This window comes from Rhizobium sp. GN54, assembly GCF_021026345.1.
GTDB lineage: Bacteria > Pseudomonadota > Alphaproteobacteria > Rhizobiales > Rhizobiaceae > Mycoplana.
In genome coordinates this window covers 173,916-187,278 of the sequence record NZ_JAJNCZ010000007.1, presented here as the reverse complement: position 1 = coordinate 187,278, position 13,363 = coordinate 173,916, and the positions used below count along the sequence as shown (strand labels likewise).

Below are 13,363 nucleotides of genomic sequence, written 5' to 3'. Positions count from 1 at the left end.
CGTTCGACGTCACCTGTTGCTGTCGGGCTCGGGGTAGGAGTAGGGCTGGCGCTTCTCCTGGCCGTCCTGCCGGAACGTCTTGAAGCTGAAGGTCGAGCCCGACCGCATCGCCTGGCGCATGCTGGTCTTGCCGTGAACCACCACCGGCAACTGGTAGGGTGCGTTTTCGGCAGGCTCCGGCGGAGCGGACCATGCGCTGCCGGTGGCCAGTGCGCTGCCGGCCATCGCGCAAGCGGTCGCGAGGACGAGAATGGTTCGCATGCGCATCGTGACACCCCCTGGCCGGTCACCCGGCCGTTTGGCGCCCCCTTCCTGCATTCCGCGGGACCGGCGCCTCTTGATGAAAGATAAGCGTCATTGCGCGCTTGCGCCAGTATCCCGGGGCTGAATGGACTGTACACCAAAGGAGAGGCTTTCCCGATCGTGAACGCCCCCGGCGTTGCCTCTTCGGCGCGAGCGCTGTATCCGGGGATCGCGCGCCCTCCCGGCGCACCCTTTTCCGGCAGATGGATGGACAAGACGTGGACGCACAGACCTTTCCGATCTTCGGCAAGACCTTCGATGCCTTCCTGTTCGACATGGACGGCACGCTCATCAATTCGATTGCGGCGACCGAGCGCGTCTGGGGCAACTGGGCCCGCCGGCACGGGCTCGACGTCGAGGCGTTCCTGCCGACCATGCACGGCCGGCGCGGCATCGATACGATCACGGCTCTCGACCTGCCGGGCGTCGATCCGCTGGCCGAGGCACGCGAGATCGAGCGCGGCGAGATCGAGGACGTGGAGGGCGTGGTGGCGATCGATGGCGCAATCGCGTTCCTCTCCGCTTTGCCGCCGGACCGTTGGGCGATCGTGACCTCGGCTCCCGTCGCGCTGGCAAGGCGAAGGCTCGAGGCTGCCGGCATCGCGCTGCCCAAGACGATGGTGACGTCCGAGGACGTCAAGGTCGGCAAGCCCTCGCCGGAAGGCTACCTGCTCGCCGCCGCGCGGCTCGGCGTCGATCCCGCCCGCTGCCTCGTGTTCGAGGACGTCGAGGCCGGGGCGAGGGCCGGCGAGAGCGCCGGCGCCGGCGTCGTGGTCGTCACGGCGACGCATGCCGATGATCTGGCGACGGCGCATCCGTCGATCGACAGCTACCGGCAGTTGCGCCTCGACGTTGCCACGGGCGGCCTGCTGTCGCTGGCGTTGGCGACAACCGGCTGAGCATGGCCACGGACGCGGCCGACCCCATACTCGATCCCTATGTCCGCACATGGTCGCTGGTGCCGGATGGCGATGCGATCGTCACGCCGACGAGCCGTCTGCTCCCTGTAAGATGGCGCCACCGTCCGGCGATGCTGAAGGTGGCAACCGTGCCGGAAGAAGCGTCCGGTGGCCGGCTCATGGCCTGGTGGGACGGCGACGGCGCGGCCGCTGTCTATGCGCAGGCGGGCGAGGCGATCCTGCTCGAGCGCGCCCTCGGCCCGCGTTCGCTCGCCGCCTGCGCCCGGAACGGCCGCGACGACGAGGCGACGCGCATTCTGTGCGGAGCGGTGCGCCGTCTTCACGCTCCCCGAACCGGGCCGCTTCCGGAACTGATCCCGCTCGACCGGTGGTTCGAGGCGCTCGGGCCCGGCGCGAACGCCCACGGCGGCATCCTGACCCGGGCCGCGGCGACCGCGCGTGATCTCCTTGCCGGCCAGCGCGACGTCGTTGTCCTTCACGGCGACGTCCATCACGACAATTTCCTGGATTTCGGCGATCGCGGCTGGCTGGCGATCGATCCCAAGGGGCTGCACGGCGAGCGCTGCTTCGATTTCGCCAACATCTTCTGCAACCCCGACCTCGCCGATCCTTCGATCCCGGTGGCGACGCGCCCGGAGCGCTTCGAGGCCCGCCTTGAGATCGTCTGCGCCGAAACCGGGCTGGACCGGCGCCGGCTGCTGCAATGGATCCTCGCCTGGGCGGGATTGTCGGCCGTCTGGTACCTCGATGACGACATGCCGGCCGACATCGACCTCGGCATCGCCGCCCTCGCTGCGGCCGCCCTCGATCGCTGAACACCGTTTGACGCCCGCGTGGCGGATATGGGAAGCAATGTAAGCTGCCGTCGGGCACGCTCCCACCCTTCCCGGACTTCGCTACGAATTGCCATCGCGCGAGATGCGCCATGGAGTTGCTCAAGCATGGAGAATGTCATGTCCGACGAGACCGATCAGTTCCACCAGCCGGCGGATCCCGCCGGCAATTTCGTCCTCCTCTCCGGCTGTTCGGGCGGCGGTAAGTCCACTCTGCTTGCGGCATTGAGGGAGCGGGGGTTTCCTGCCTTTGAGGAGCCGGGGCGTCAGGTCGTCAGGGAGCAGATGCTGATCGACGGCCCGGGGCTGCCCTGGCGAGATCAGGCCCTCTTCGCCGAACTGTGCGTCTTCTGCGCCATCCAGCAGATGCAGGCGGCTGCAGAAAGCGCCGGCCCGGTCTTCTTCGACCGCGGCATCGTCGATGCGGTAGCGTTCTTCGATTATCTCGGCCGCGACGTTCCCGACCACCTGGAGAGGGCGGCGCGGCTGCTGCGGTACAATACGACCGTCTTCCTCACGCCGCCCTGGCCGGAAATCTTTGCCGGCGACGACGAGCGCAGGCATTCCTACGACGAGGCCGTCGCGCAATACGAGGCTTCGTTGGAAACCTTCGCCCGGCTGGGCTACCGGCCGGTGGAACTGCCGAAGGCTTCGGTCGGGCAGCGTGTCGGTTTCGTGCTTGCGCACCTCGCAACGCCGCTCGGGCCGTCGCAGACATGAAAATGCCCGGCAGTGCCGGGCATTGGAGGCAGGTTCTGAGAGGAGAGCGTCAGCCCTCGAAGAATTCCTTCATCCGCGCGAAGAAGCCGGTCGATTCCGGGTTGTTGTCCTTCGAGGAGATCTCCTCGAACTCCCTGAGCAGTTCGCGCTGCCGCTTGGTCAGCTTCTGCGGCGTCTCGATCATGATCTGGATATAAAGGTCGCCGACCTGGCTGGAGCGAAGCACCGGCATGCCCTTGCCCTTCAGGCGGAACTGCCGGCCGTTCTGCGTGCCCTCCGGCACCGTCACGCGTGATTTCGTGCCGTCGAGCGTGGAGACGTCGAAGGTGCCGCCCAGCGCAGCCGTCGTCATGGAGATCGGCACGCTGCAGTGCAGGTCCGCGCCGTCGCGCTGGAAGATCTCGTGCGGTTTGACCGACAGGAAGATGTAGAGGTCGCCGGCCGGCCCGCCGCGCACGCCTGCCTCGCCTTCGCCGGCAAGACGGATCCGGGTGCCGTCTTCGATCCCTTGCGGAATGTTGACCGAGAGCGAACGCTCCTCGGTGACGCGGCCATGGCCGTGGCACTTGGTGCAGGGGTCGGGAATGGTCGTTCCGCGGCCCTGGCACGTCGGACAGGTGCGTTCGATCGAGAAGAAGCCCTGTGCGGCGCGCACGCGTCCCGCACCCTGGCAGGTGGAGCAGGTCTGCGGCTTGGTGCCCGGCTTGGCGCCGGTTCCGGTGCAGACGTCGCAGGTGATCGAGGTGGGGACACGGATCTGCGCCGTCTTGCCGGTGAAGGCCTCTTCCAGCGAGATCTCCATGTTGTAGCGCAGGTCCGCGCCGCGTTCGCGTCCGCCCGACGAGCGCCGCTGGCGGCCGCCGCCCATCATCTCGCCGAAGATGTCCTCGAAGATGTCGGAGAAGCCGCCGGCACCGAAGCCTGCGCCGCCCATGCCGCCGCCGCCCATGCCGCCATGCTCGAAGGCCGCATGGCCGTAGCGGTCGTAGGCGGCCCGCTTCTGCGGGTCCTTCAGGATCTCGTAGGCTTCGTTGACTTCCTTGAACCGGACCTCGGCCGTCGCATCCCCGGGATTCTTGTCGGGGTGGTATTTCATCGCCATCTTGCGAAAGGCGCTCTTCAGCTCCTTCTCGTCAGCGGTTCTGGAAACACCCAGCGTCTCGTAGAAGTCAGTCTTAGCCATATCACTGCCGCGCCCGTCTCGTGAACGGTGTCTTTGTTCGTTGAAGGTGGAAATGCCAGCCGCAGATCGATGTATCCGGCTTCACGGCGAAAAAGCAAGGCGGCGGCGTTGCGGGAACAGAGGAAACCATGACATCGTCGCCGCCTCGAACGGGATGCATCATGGAACTCGCCCCTTGGTTTCTTCCGCCCCTGCTGGAAAAAGACAGGCTGGCCGCGTGTTTCGCGCGGCCAGCGGTCGTCATGATCAGGAAGCCGAACGCTTCCGGTCGTCGTCGTCCTTGACTTCCTCGTAGTCGGCGTCGACGACGTTGTCGCCGGCGTCAGCGGAAGAAGCGCCGGCCTCGGCCTGCTGGGCCTCGTAGATCGCCTGACCGAGCTTCATGGAGACTTCCATCAGCGTGTTGGTCTTCGCCTTGATGTCCTCGGCGTCAGGCTCGGAAGCCTCGACGGCCGTCTTCAGCGCGGCGATCGCATCCTCGATGGCCTTGCGGTCCTCGGCGGAGACCTTGTCGCCATATTCGGTGAGCGACTTCTCGGACGAATGGATCAGGCTTTCGGCCTGGTTCTTCGCCTCGACGGCCTCGCGGCGCTGCTTGTCCGTCTCGGCATTGGCCTCGGCGTCCTTGACCATCTTCTCGATGTCGGCGTCGGAGAGGCCGCCGGAAGCCTGGATGCGGATCTGGTGCTCCTTGCCGGTGCCCTTGTCCTTGGCCGAGACCTGCACGATGCCGTTGGCGTCGATGTCGAAGGTGACTTCGATCTGCGGCACGCCGCGCGGTGCCGACGGAATGCCGACGAGGTCGAACTGGCCGAGCAGCTTGTTGTCGGCAGCCATTTCGCGCTCGCCCTGCGAGACGCGGATCGTCACGGCCGACTGGTTGTCCTCGGCGGTCGAGAACGTCTGGCTCTTCTTCGTCGGGATCGTCGTGTTGCGCTCGATCAGGCGGGTGAAGACGCCGCCGAGCGTCTCGATGCCGAGAGACAGCGGGGTCACGTCGAGCAGCAGCACGTCCTTGACGTCGCCCTGCAGGACGCCGGCCTGGATGGCAGCGCCCATGGCGACCACTTCATCCGGGTTCACGCCCTTGTGCGGCTCCTTGCCGAACAGCTGCTTGACGACTTCCTGGACCTTCGGCATGCGGCTCATGCCGCCGACGAGAACGACTTCGTCGATCTCGGCAGCCGAGACGCCGGCATCCTTCAGCGCTGCCTTGCAGGGGGCGACGGTGCGCTGGATCAGGTCGTCGACGAGGCTTTCGAACTTGGCGCGCGAAAGTTTCATCGTCAGGTGCTTCGGACCGGAAGCGTCGGCCGTGATGAAGGGCAGGTTGATTTCGGTCTGCTGCGAGGAGGAGAGCTCGATCTTCGCCTTTTCCGCAGCTTCCTTCAGGCGCTGCAGGGCCAGCTTGTCGTTCTTCAGGTCGATGCCCTGGTCCTTCTTGAACTCGGCCGAGAGGTATTCGACGAGACGCATGTCGAAGTCTTCACCGCCGAGGAAGGTGTCGCCGTTGGTGGACTTCACCTCGAAGACGCCGTCGCCGATCTCCAGGACCGAGATATCGAAGGTGCCGCCGCCGAGGTCGTAGACCGCGATCGTCTTGCCGTCCTTCTTGTCGAGGCCATAGGCGAGAGCGGCAGCCGTCGGCTCGTTGATGATGCGCAGCACTTCGAGGCCCGCGATCTTGCCGGCGTCCTTGGTCGCCTGGCGCTGGGCGTCGTTGAAGTAGGCCGGAACGGTGATGACGGCCTGGGTGACCTTCTCGCCGAGATAGGATTCGGCGGTTTCCTTCATCTTCTGAAGGATCATCGCGGAGATCTGCGAGGGCGAATAGCTCTCGCCGTGCGCTTCGACCCAGGCGTCGCCGTTGGAAGCCTTGACGATCTTGTAGGGCACCATGCCCTTGTCCTTCTGGGTCGTCGGATCCTCGAAGGTGCGGCCGATGAGGCGCTTGATCGCAAAGAGGGTGTTTTCCGGGTTCGTCACAGCCTGGCGCTTGGCCGGCTGGCCGACGAGGCGTTCTCCGTCGTCCGTAAAGGCGACCATGGAGGGCGTCGTGCGCGCGCCTTCGGCATTCTCAATCACTTTCGCGTCCTTGCCATCCATGACGGCGACGCAGGAATTTGTCGTTCCGAGGTCGATACCGATTACTTTTGCCATGTCATTCTCTCCTTGAAGCGAACTGCCGGAACCCAATCAGGCATTCGTTTGGCAGTCCCTAGTGGGATGGTATTGCAGGAAATCGCGACCGGGGCCGCGGTTTCCGGCTATATAAGGATCAGTCTAGGTGACTGCAAGGCATCAATCTGCTTCCGGCGCGCGTTCCAGACGGGCACTGGCAGTCGGAAAAGGCCGATGCCTTCGGCTGAAATGTGGTGGGGCCGCGCACGTCCGTCAAGGCCGCCAATGCGTGCAGGACCAGCGGATCGAACAGAGGATCGGCCATTTGATCGGCCGGCGCGTCACCCGCCGATCAGCACGTCCAGCAGGCTGGAGCGCCGGGGCCTTGCGGGCTGCTCCCCGACATCGGCGGGCGGGACCGGCAGATCGCCCTCGATGCCGCCCGTCCGGTCCGGTATCGCCACCGCCTCGCCGCCGCCGTCACGGCTGCTCGTGCCCAAGGCCCGCGCCACCATTTCCGCCAGCGATTCGTCTTCCCGCCCGGCAGGGGCCGCGGGGTCCGCACCGGCCATCGGGATCCCGCCGCCGGCCGTGCCGAACAGCGGCGAGGGCGAGAGCCCCTCGTGGGCGGCGGTCATGAAACGGCTCCAGGCCTTGGCGGGAAGGCCGCCGCCCGTCACCTTCTTCATCGACTTGCCGTCGTCGTTGCCGAACCAGACGCCGGTCGTCAGGTTGCTGGTGTAGCCGACGAAGAGCGCGTCGCGGAAGGATTGCGTGGTGCCGCTCTTTCCGGCCGCCTCCCAGCCGGGGATTTTCGCGTTCTTGCCGGTGCCTTCCGTGATGACGCGCGTCATCATGCCGTTCATCATGGCGACGATCTCGGGCTGGAGCACGCGCGGCGGGTTGTCGTAGGTGTTCTCGTAGAGCACCTTGCCTTCGGCCGTCGAGATGCGGCGGATGATGTGCGGCGTCGCCTTGTAGCCGCCGTTCATGAAGGGCGCATAGGCGGAGGTGAGCTCGACGAGCGAGACTTCCGAAGTGCCGAGCGCGATCGAGGCATTCGACTGCATCTCGGATTCGATACCGAGCCTGTGGGCGAGCTTGATCACGGTGTCCGGCCCCACCTCCATCACGAGCTGGGCGGCGATCGTGTTCAGCGAATTGGCGAGCGCGGACGAAAGCGTCACTTCACCGCGATATTTCTGGTCGTAGTTCTCCGGCGTCCACTTGCCGATGCGCACCGGTGCGTCGTTGCGGACGGACTGCGGCGAGCGGCCCATCTCCAGCGCTGCGGCATAGACGAACGGCTTGAAAGCGGAGCCCGGCTGGCGCTTGGCCTTCGAAGCGCGGTCGAACTGGCTTTCGGCATAGTCACGCCCGCCGACGAGCGCCCGGATGGCGCCGGTGCCGTCGATCGAGACGAGAGCGGCCTGCGAGGCGTTGAGCTTGGGGCCCTCGGCGTCGATGATCGCGGTGATTGCCTCGTCCGCCTTCTTTTCCAGGTCGAGGTCGACCGTCGTCTCGACGACGAGGTCCTCGGTGATGTCGCCGACGAGCTTCGGCACCTGGTCCATCACCAGGTCGGCCGCGTAGTGCTCGGCCCCGGACCAGTAGCTCTTCGCCCGCGTCGGCGGCTGCGACATGGCGGTGGTGATCTCGCGTTCGGTGACGAAGCCGGCATCCCGCATCGTGCCGAGCACGACCTGCGCCCGTTCTTCGGCGGCTTCCGGATCGCGGGCCGGCGAAAGCCGCGACGGCGCCTTCAGAAGGCCCGCCAGAACCGCCGCCTCGCCGAGGTTCACGTCGCGGGCGGACTTGTTGAAGTAACGCCGCGACGCCGCCTCCACGCCATAGGCGTTGGAGCCGAAGAACACCCGGTTGAGATACATCGCGAGAATCTCGTCCTTGGAGTATTTGTGCTCGAGCCAGAAGGCGAGCAGCACTTCCTGCACCTTGCGCTCCAGCGTGCGCTCGGGCGACAGGAACAGGTTCTTGGCGAGCTGCTGGGTCAGCGTCGAGCCGCCCTGCACCATCCGCCCCGTCGTCACGTTCGTCACCATCGCACGGGCGAGCCCGAGCGGATCGATGCCGAAATGGGAATAGAAGCGGCGGTCCTCGATCGCGATCACCGCCTGGGGGATGTAGGGCGACATCTGCTCCAGCGACAACGCCTCGCCGCCGGTGCCGCCGCGATTGGCGATCACCGTGCCGTCGGTGGAGATGATCTTGACGTTCGGCGGCCGCGCCGGAATGTTCCAGGTCGTCGCGCTCGGCATCTGGGCGCCGTAGTAGAGAACCAGCGCGCCGATGGCCATGCCGCCCCAGATGCCCAGCACGACGCACCAGTAGGTGAGGAACCGGACAGCACCGAAGAGGCCGCCTCCGCCGCTGCGGCGATGCTTGCGGGCAGGGGCTTTCCGGCGCGAGGCCGTCGCCGCCTTGCGGCTTGCCGGCTTCGACTTGCGCGTCGCAGATCGGGTCACGCGATCCTCCTCGTCGATGCGCAGATCGTCATCGTCGTATTCGTCCTCGCGCTGGAACGAGGGCTCGATCCGCTGTGATTTGCGCCGGCCTGCCATCCTGGAAGAAGTATGCCTTTCGTGTCCGTGCCGCCTGATCCCCGGCCCGTCGAGGCGGACCGGCGTGCGGCAACGCATTGTTTCTGCAGAGCGCCCGCCAAGGCTGTGCTCCCGGTCCGTTGAACTTTAAATGCGGCGATTTAAGGGGTGGTTAAGAAGTTGGAAACGAATTCGCTAGAGTTCTCAAATGGTTCCCGCGCCGGCGCCACGGCGCGTGGCCGCCATCGTTCCGTCGTCTTCGCGTTGCGGTGTCGGATGCGTCGTTCGTCCTGTTGGCGATCGACCGGCGGCCCTCCACCGCGTACAGTGTATTGCCGCTCGCCACCAACGACGTCGAGGTGATCCATGGCAGCTCCGCTGAGAATGATGCTGGTTCTGGCTGCCTTGGGCTTTCCGCTCGAGGCTCTTGCCGCGACAGACGATGAATTGATGCGCGACTACGACACGCAGGACATGGCTTGTCGACAGTTTGAAGATGCGGACGGGACGATCTCGGCCGAAGCGGCCGACCTGGCTTGCCAGCGGCGGGAGGACATTGTCGACGAGCTGAAGGGTCGCGGGCTCTGCTATGATTATGGCGGCCGACAGTGGTCTGCCTGTGGGGGCAAGGACTGACGCCGTGGCGCTTTCGGCGCTCAACCTGCCAGCCGGCAATGGTTCGGCGGAGGCCCGTTAAACGAGCGTGGATAGCCGTCGTGAAATATCGACCGCGGGCGCCGAATCTGCTGATGTCGCTTCTCTAGCCCAAGGGAGATGAAGCTGATGTCGCCGATCCTATTCGCCGCCGTATTCGCTGCGGCCGCAACGCAGCCGACCGTCGAAGAGCTTCAGTCCGATTTCGAATCCGCGCTGGAGTGCGCTCGTCCGGTGGACGGTCGCCAGGTATGGAAGGGCCAACGGGCGTTTTTCATTTCTTCCTATTCGCAGGGCATGGGCCAGGCTGCCGGTGAATCCGAGGCTGCCGATGCCGTGCTCCCTGATGACAACGACCCTGACGTCATCGCCGAATTCGAGGCTGCCTGCGCGGATTGACGTGCCAGGTCCATCCCGCAGTGTCCGGCAGGGCAAGTCCGGGCCCTGACTGTGGCCGCCATTGCGGCCTCTCGTGCCATCGAGCGCGACGCCTGCCGGAATGCGCGCGGAAACGTGATTTCCGCTTTGCGGCCTGCGCCAGTATTCTCACGCCGCAACGAGCAAGGAGACGATCTATGAAACGCATCCTCGTATTTGCATGCGCGCTCGGCCTGTCAGCTCCCATGGCATTTGCCGATTGCGCCTACCACCAGACCAATGCGAAGGCCGATGTTGACAAGATGACCACGACGGCCAGCATTTCGGAGAAATCGGCGCCCGCTACGGGCGAAGTCGTTCTCCTGAAGAAGAACGACGCCCCTGCCGCGCAGGAGCAGACGGCAGAGTGAAACAGGTGATGCCTGTCATCAAGGAAAGGGCGGCCTTGCGGGGCCGCCCTTCGCTATTTCAGTAATAGGGCGACAGGCACTGCTGGCGCGGCCCGTTATAGGGCTGGAAGCTGTTGTCGTAGGCGCGATAAGAGCGGTAGCGCCCCGCGCACCATTCGAAGTGCCGCGGGTTGACGCCGCCGTCGACGACGCGCGGCTGGCTGGCGATCGCGCCGCCGATGATCGCGCCCGCACCGAAGGCGGCCAGCGGATACCAGTAGCCGTCGTCGTAGCGGCGGTAGCCCTCGCGATAGTAGGGATAGCCGCGGTAGCCGCGATAATAGCCGCCGCTGCGGTAGTAGCGCGGGCCGCTGTGGTAGCGCGGGGGTGGCGGACGATAGCCGCGGCGGACATAGTAGTCGACGTTCTCGACGTCCGTCTGGACGGTGACGCCGGCACGCGGCATTCCTGCCGCCTGTGCCGGCACCAGGCCGGTTACGAGCGTTGCCGCCGATAGCGCGGCCGCCAAAAGGCCGCTGACGATCTTTCTCATCTTGTTACTCCCGAGGGGCCATCAAACTTCCAATGACGTGCGGGAGGATGCAGGAATTCGGCTGAACGGGCGATGAACCGCTCACCCTTTCGTTCCATTGCTCTCTTCCCGCTTCATCTGCGTATAGCGCGCATGCTCGAATGCCAGCACCGCGCCGAGGCCGAGCACGAACGGAATGATCAGGTAGAACATGCGGAACACTGCCAGTGCGGCCAGCACGTCGACGGGGTCGAACTCCGGCAGCCCGGCGATGAAGATCAGTTCCAGCACTCCGATGCCGCCCGGCGCATGCGAAAGCAGCGCTGCCGAGAACGAGGCGAGGAAGATGCCGAGCACGACGAGATAGCCGGGATTGTTGGCCTCCGGCAGGACGAAGTAGATGATCGCTGCCGCCGCCAGCAGTTCCACGGGCGCGATCACCAGTTGCCGGAAGGCGACCGACGGCCGCGGATACTCCAGTTTCAGCCAGCGGGTGCGGATCGGCCGGAACCCGACGAGGCTGCCGATCAGGTAGAGCGAGACGAGCGCCAGGATCAGCACGCCGGTGGAAAACGCCGCTTCCACGGGCAGGAACTTCGAAACCCGCTCGATGATCTCCGGCTCGACAATCAGCACCAGCCCCATCAGCACTGCCGTTCCGAGCGCGAAGGTGAAGGAGCAGAAGGCGACGAGCACCCCCACCTCGCTGGCAGAAAGCCCCTTGGAAGTATAGGCGCGATAGCGCACCACCGCGCCCGAGAAGACCGATGCGCCGATGTTGTGGGCGAGCGCATAGGCGGTGAACGAGGCGACCGTGATGAACCACAGCGATATCCGGTGGCCGAGGTGCTCGAGCGCCAGATGGTCGTAGGCCGCAAGCGCTGCATAGGCCACGATCGTCGCAAGGGCGGCAAGCAGCCAGCCCGACAGGGGGATGGCGAGCAGGCTGTCGCGGAACTCGTGAAACGACATCCCCTTGAGGTCGTGGTAGAGGATCCAGACGGAGAAGACGATCGCGACCGCGCCGACCATGGGCCAGAAGAGCTTGCCGAGTTTCATGCGCCCCGCGTCCGCCGGCACCGGCGACGGCTGCCTTGCGGAGGGCCGGATCGCAGGTGATATGCAGGACTGTCGTTCATGCCGATGCTTCCCCTTCCGGGTCGTCTTCTGTCGCTGCGGGTCCCGCCGGACCCGCAAGCGCCTGTGATTTCATCTGTTCGGACTTAACCATTATCGGGCAGCGCCGACAACGATGCGACGGCCAAAGTCGGCGACTTTCTTGCACCCTTCAAGGTCAACATTTCGTCAGCGGGCCGCCAGGGCGGCAAGGATGCGCACCCAGGAACGAATACCTTTTTCGAACGAACGCAACTCGTATTTCTCGTTCGGCGAGTGGATCCGGTCGTCGGAAAGCCCGAAGCCCACCAGCAGCGATTCCATGCCCAGCATCTTCTGGAAATCGCCGACGATCGGGATCGAGCCCCCCATGCCGATCATCACGGCCGGCTTGGGCCATTCCTGCGAGAGCGCGTCCTTCGCCTTGTTCAGGAGCGGTGAATCATAGGGAAGCTGGATCGCGGGCGAACCGCCATGGGCGTGGAAGGCCACCGAGCAGTCGGCCGGAACCTTCGCGCGGACATAGGTGCGGAAGGCGTCACGGATCTTGCCCGGATCCTGCTTGCCGACGAGCCGGAACGAGACTTTTGCGGTGGCTTCGGCGGCGATCACCGTCTTGAAGCCGTCGCCGGTATAGCCGCCGACGATGCCGTTGACCTCGGCGGTCGGTCGCGCCCAGGTCAGTTCCAGCACCGAACGGTTCTTCTCGCCCGAGGGAACGGACAGGCCGATCTCGCCCAGGAACTTCTCCGCCGTCTGGCCGAGTTTGTCCCAGGTGGCCTTGATGTCGGCAGGCGTCTCCTCGACGCCTTCATAGAAGCCCTCGAGCGTGACGCGCCCGTCCCGGTCGTGCAGGCCGGCGAGGATGTCGGCGAGGATATGGATCGGGTTTGCGGCCGCCCCGCCGAAATAGCCCGAATGCAGGTCGCGGTCCGCCGCCTTGACGACGACCTCCTCGCCGACCAGCCCGCGCAGCCCGGCCGAGATCGCCGGCGTCTCGCCATCCCACATGTTGGTGTCGCAGACGAGCGCGTAGTCGGCCTTGAGTTCGGCTGCGTTGGCCTCGAGGAACGGCTTCAGCGAGGGCGAGCCGGACTCCTCCTCGCCCTCGAACAGGATCGTGACCTTGCACGGCAGCGCCCCGACCGTCTCCTTGTAGGCGCGGCAGGCCTCGACGAAGGTCATCAGCTGGCCCTTGTCGTCCGAGGTTCCGCGGCCGGTGATGATCCGTCGCCCGCCGCCGATGTCGCGCACGGCCGGCTCGAACGGATCGTTCTCCCAGAGCTCCAGCGGGTCGACCGGCTGCACGTCGTAGTGGCCATAGAACAGCACGTGCGGCGCCTCGGCGCTCGCACCTTCGTGGTGGGCGACCACCATTGGGTGACCAGACGTATCGCGCACGGTGGCGTCGAACCCGAGCGTGCGCAGTTCGCTGACCAGCCATTCCGCCCCGCGCCGCACGTCGGCCTTGTAGGCCGGGTCGGTCGAGATCGATTTGATGCGGACAAGGTCGAACAGGCGTTCGAGTGCGGCAGGCACGTTGGCGGCGGCGTGGTCGAGTACGGGTAACAGGTTGGTCATTGTCGAATCCTCTTTGCGGAGCGACCTTAGAGCGTGCCGTCGTGATTTGGAAACAATTCTGTCGGTTCGAACGGT

General features: G+C 65.5%; 13 protein-coding genes. 6 read left to right on the top strand and 7 right to left on the bottom strand.

Annotated elements, in window-relative coordinates; all coding sequences use genetic code 11:
• Window positions 1–9: 9 nt before the first annotated feature.
• On the bottom strand, window positions 10–267 hold the full coding sequence (locus LQK81_RS18845) for a hypothetical protein (RefSeq protein ID WP_230807910.1): 258 nt from the start codon (window positions 265–267) through the stop codon (window positions 10–12).
• 239 nt (window positions 268–506) lie between these two features.
• Here LQK81_RS18845 and LQK81_RS18840 point away from each other — a divergent pair, with 239 nt between their 5' ends.
• From LQK81_RS18840 to LQK81_RS18830, 3 genes are all read left to right on the top strand, one after another.
• On the top strand, window positions 507–1,202 hold the full coding sequence (locus LQK81_RS18840) for an HAD family hydrolase (RefSeq protein ID WP_442967159.1): 696 nt from the start codon (window positions 507–509) through the stop codon (window positions 1,200–1,202).
• 2 nt (window positions 1,203–1,204) lie between these two features.
• The gene (locus LQK81_RS18835) at window positions 1,205–2,038 is read left to right on the top strand and encodes an aminoglycoside phosphotransferase family protein (RefSeq protein WP_269065042.1); all 834 of its coding nucleotides are present in this window, start codon (window positions 1,205–1,207) and stop codon (window positions 2,036–2,038) included.
• Window positions 2,039–2,176: 138 nt separating this feature from the next.
• Entirely contained in the window at window positions 2,177–2,776 is a 600-nt protein-coding gene (locus tag LQK81_RS18830) for an AAA family ATPase (RefSeq protein WP_230807909.1), read from the top strand.
• Window positions 2,777–2,825: 49 nt separating this feature from the next.
• Here LQK81_RS18830 and dnaJ read toward each other — a convergent pair whose 3' ends face one another.
• From dnaJ to LQK81_RS18815, 3 genes are all read right to left on the bottom strand, one after another.
• Window positions 2,826–3,959 carry a molecular chaperone DnaJ gene (gene dnaJ / locus LQK81_RS18825; RefSeq protein ID WP_230807908.1) on the bottom strand — a complete coding sequence of 378 codons (1,134 nt, stop codon included), beginning with the start codon at window positions 3,957–3,959 and terminating at the stop codon, window positions 2,826–2,828.
• Window positions 3,960–4,205: 246 nt separating this feature from the next.
• The gene (gene dnaK, locus LQK81_RS18820) at window positions 4,206–6,119 is read right to left on the bottom strand and encodes a molecular chaperone DnaK (protein WP_230807907.1); all 1,914 of its coding nucleotides are present in this window, start codon (window positions 6,117–6,119) and stop codon (window positions 4,206–4,208) included.
• 302 nt (window positions 6,120–6,421) lie between these two features.
• Entirely contained in the window at window positions 6,422–8,659 is a 2,238-nt protein-coding gene (locus tag LQK81_RS18815) for a transglycosylase domain-containing protein (protein ID WP_230807906.1), read from the bottom strand.
• Between the two features lie 345 nt (window positions 8,660–9,004).
• Here LQK81_RS18815 and LQK81_RS18810 point away from each other — a divergent pair, with 345 nt between their 5' ends.
• From LQK81_RS18810 to LQK81_RS18800, 3 genes are all read left to right on the top strand, one after another.
• Window positions 9,005–9,274, top strand: a complete 270-nt coding sequence (locus LQK81_RS18810) for a hypothetical protein (protein WP_230807905.1) — start codon at window positions 9,005–9,007, stop codon at window positions 9,272–9,274.
• 147 nt (window positions 9,275–9,421) lie between these two features.
• Window positions 9,422–9,691 carry a hypothetical protein gene (locus LQK81_RS18805; protein WP_230807904.1) on the top strand — a complete coding sequence of 90 codons (270 nt, stop codon included), beginning with the start codon at window positions 9,422–9,424 and terminating at the stop codon, window positions 9,689–9,691.
• 176 nt (window positions 9,692–9,867) lie between these two features.
• On the top strand, window positions 9,868–10,080 hold the full coding sequence (locus tag LQK81_RS18800) for a hypothetical protein (protein ID WP_230807903.1): 213 nt from the start codon (window positions 9,868–9,870) through the stop codon (window positions 10,078–10,080).
• Window positions 10,081–10,138: 58 nt separating this feature from the next.
• Here LQK81_RS18800 and LQK81_RS18795 read toward each other — a convergent pair whose 3' ends face one another.
• The 3 genes from LQK81_RS18795 to LQK81_RS18785 form a co-directional block, all read right to left on the bottom strand.
• Window positions 10,139–10,612: a BA14K family protein gene (locus tag LQK81_RS18795; protein ID WP_230807902.1), complete on the bottom strand. Its 474-nt coding sequence runs from the start codon at window positions 10,610–10,612 to the stop codon at window positions 10,139–10,141.
• 81 nt (window positions 10,613–10,693) lie between these two features.
• Window positions 10,694–11,650, bottom strand: coding sequence for a lysylphosphatidylglycerol synthase transmembrane domain-containing protein (locus tag LQK81_RS18790; RefSeq protein WP_230807901.1), 957 nt, complete (start codon window positions 11,648–11,650; stop codon window positions 10,694–10,696).
• 246 nt (window positions 11,651–11,896) lie between these two features.
• Entirely contained in the window at window positions 11,897–13,288 is a 1,392-nt protein-coding gene (locus LQK81_RS18785; protein ID WP_230807900.1) for a dipeptidase, read from the bottom strand.
• Window positions 13,289–13,363 lie beyond the last annotated feature (75 nt).

What these genes read in the sequence shown, in the direction of transcription:
- LQK81_RS18840 (WP_442967159.1), top strand. Translation starts at nt 507, where the DNA reads ATGGATGGACAAGACGTGGACGCACAGACCTTTCCGATCTTCGGCAAG.
- LQK81_RS18810 (WP_230807905.1), top strand. Translation starts at nt 9,005, where the DNA reads ATGGCAGCTCCGCTGAGAATGATGCTGGTTCTGGCTGCCTTGGGCTTT.
- LQK81_RS18835 (WP_269065042.1), top strand. Translation starts at nt 1,205, where the DNA reads ATGGCCACGGACGCGGCCGACCCCATACTCGATCCCTATGTCCGCACA.
- dnaK (WP_230807907.1), bottom strand. Translation starts at nt 6,119, where the DNA reads ATGGCAAAAGTAATCGGTATCGACCTCGGAACGACAAATTCCTGCGTC.
- LQK81_RS18785 (WP_230807900.1), bottom strand. Translation starts at nt 13,288, where the DNA reads ATGACCAACCTGTTACCCGTACTCGACCACGCCGCCGCCAACGTGCCT.
- LQK81_RS18800 (WP_230807903.1), top strand. Translation starts at nt 9,868, where the DNA reads ATGAAACGCATCCTCGTATTTGCATGCGCGCTCGGCCTGTCAGCTCCC.
- LQK81_RS18830 (WP_230807909.1), top strand. Translation starts at nt 2,177, where the DNA reads ATGTCCGACGAGACCGATCAGTTCCACCAGCCGGCGGATCCCGCCGGC.
- LQK81_RS18805 (WP_230807904.1), top strand. Translation starts at nt 9,422, where the DNA reads ATGTCGCCGATCCTATTCGCCGCCGTATTCGCTGCGGCCGCAACGCAG.
- dnaJ (WP_230807908.1), bottom strand. Translation starts at nt 3,959, where the DNA reads ATGGCTAAGACTGACTTCTACGAGACGCTGGGTGTTTCCAGAACCGCT.
- LQK81_RS18815 (WP_230807906.1), bottom strand. Translation starts at nt 8,659, where the DNA reads ATGGCAGGCCGGCGCAAATCACAGCGGATCGAGCCCTCGTTCCAGCGC.
- LQK81_RS18795 (WP_230807902.1), bottom strand. Translation starts at nt 10,612, where the DNA reads ATGAGAAAGATCGTCAGCGGCCTTTTGGCGGCCGCGCTATCGGCGGCA.
- LQK81_RS18845 (WP_230807910.1), bottom strand. Translation starts at nt 267, where the DNA reads ATGCGCATGCGAACCATTCTCGTCCTCGCGACCGCTTGCGCGATGGCC.
- LQK81_RS18790 (WP_230807901.1), bottom strand. Translation starts at nt 11,650, where the DNA reads ATGAAACTCGGCAAGCTCTTCTGGCCCATGGTCGGCGCGGTCGCGATC.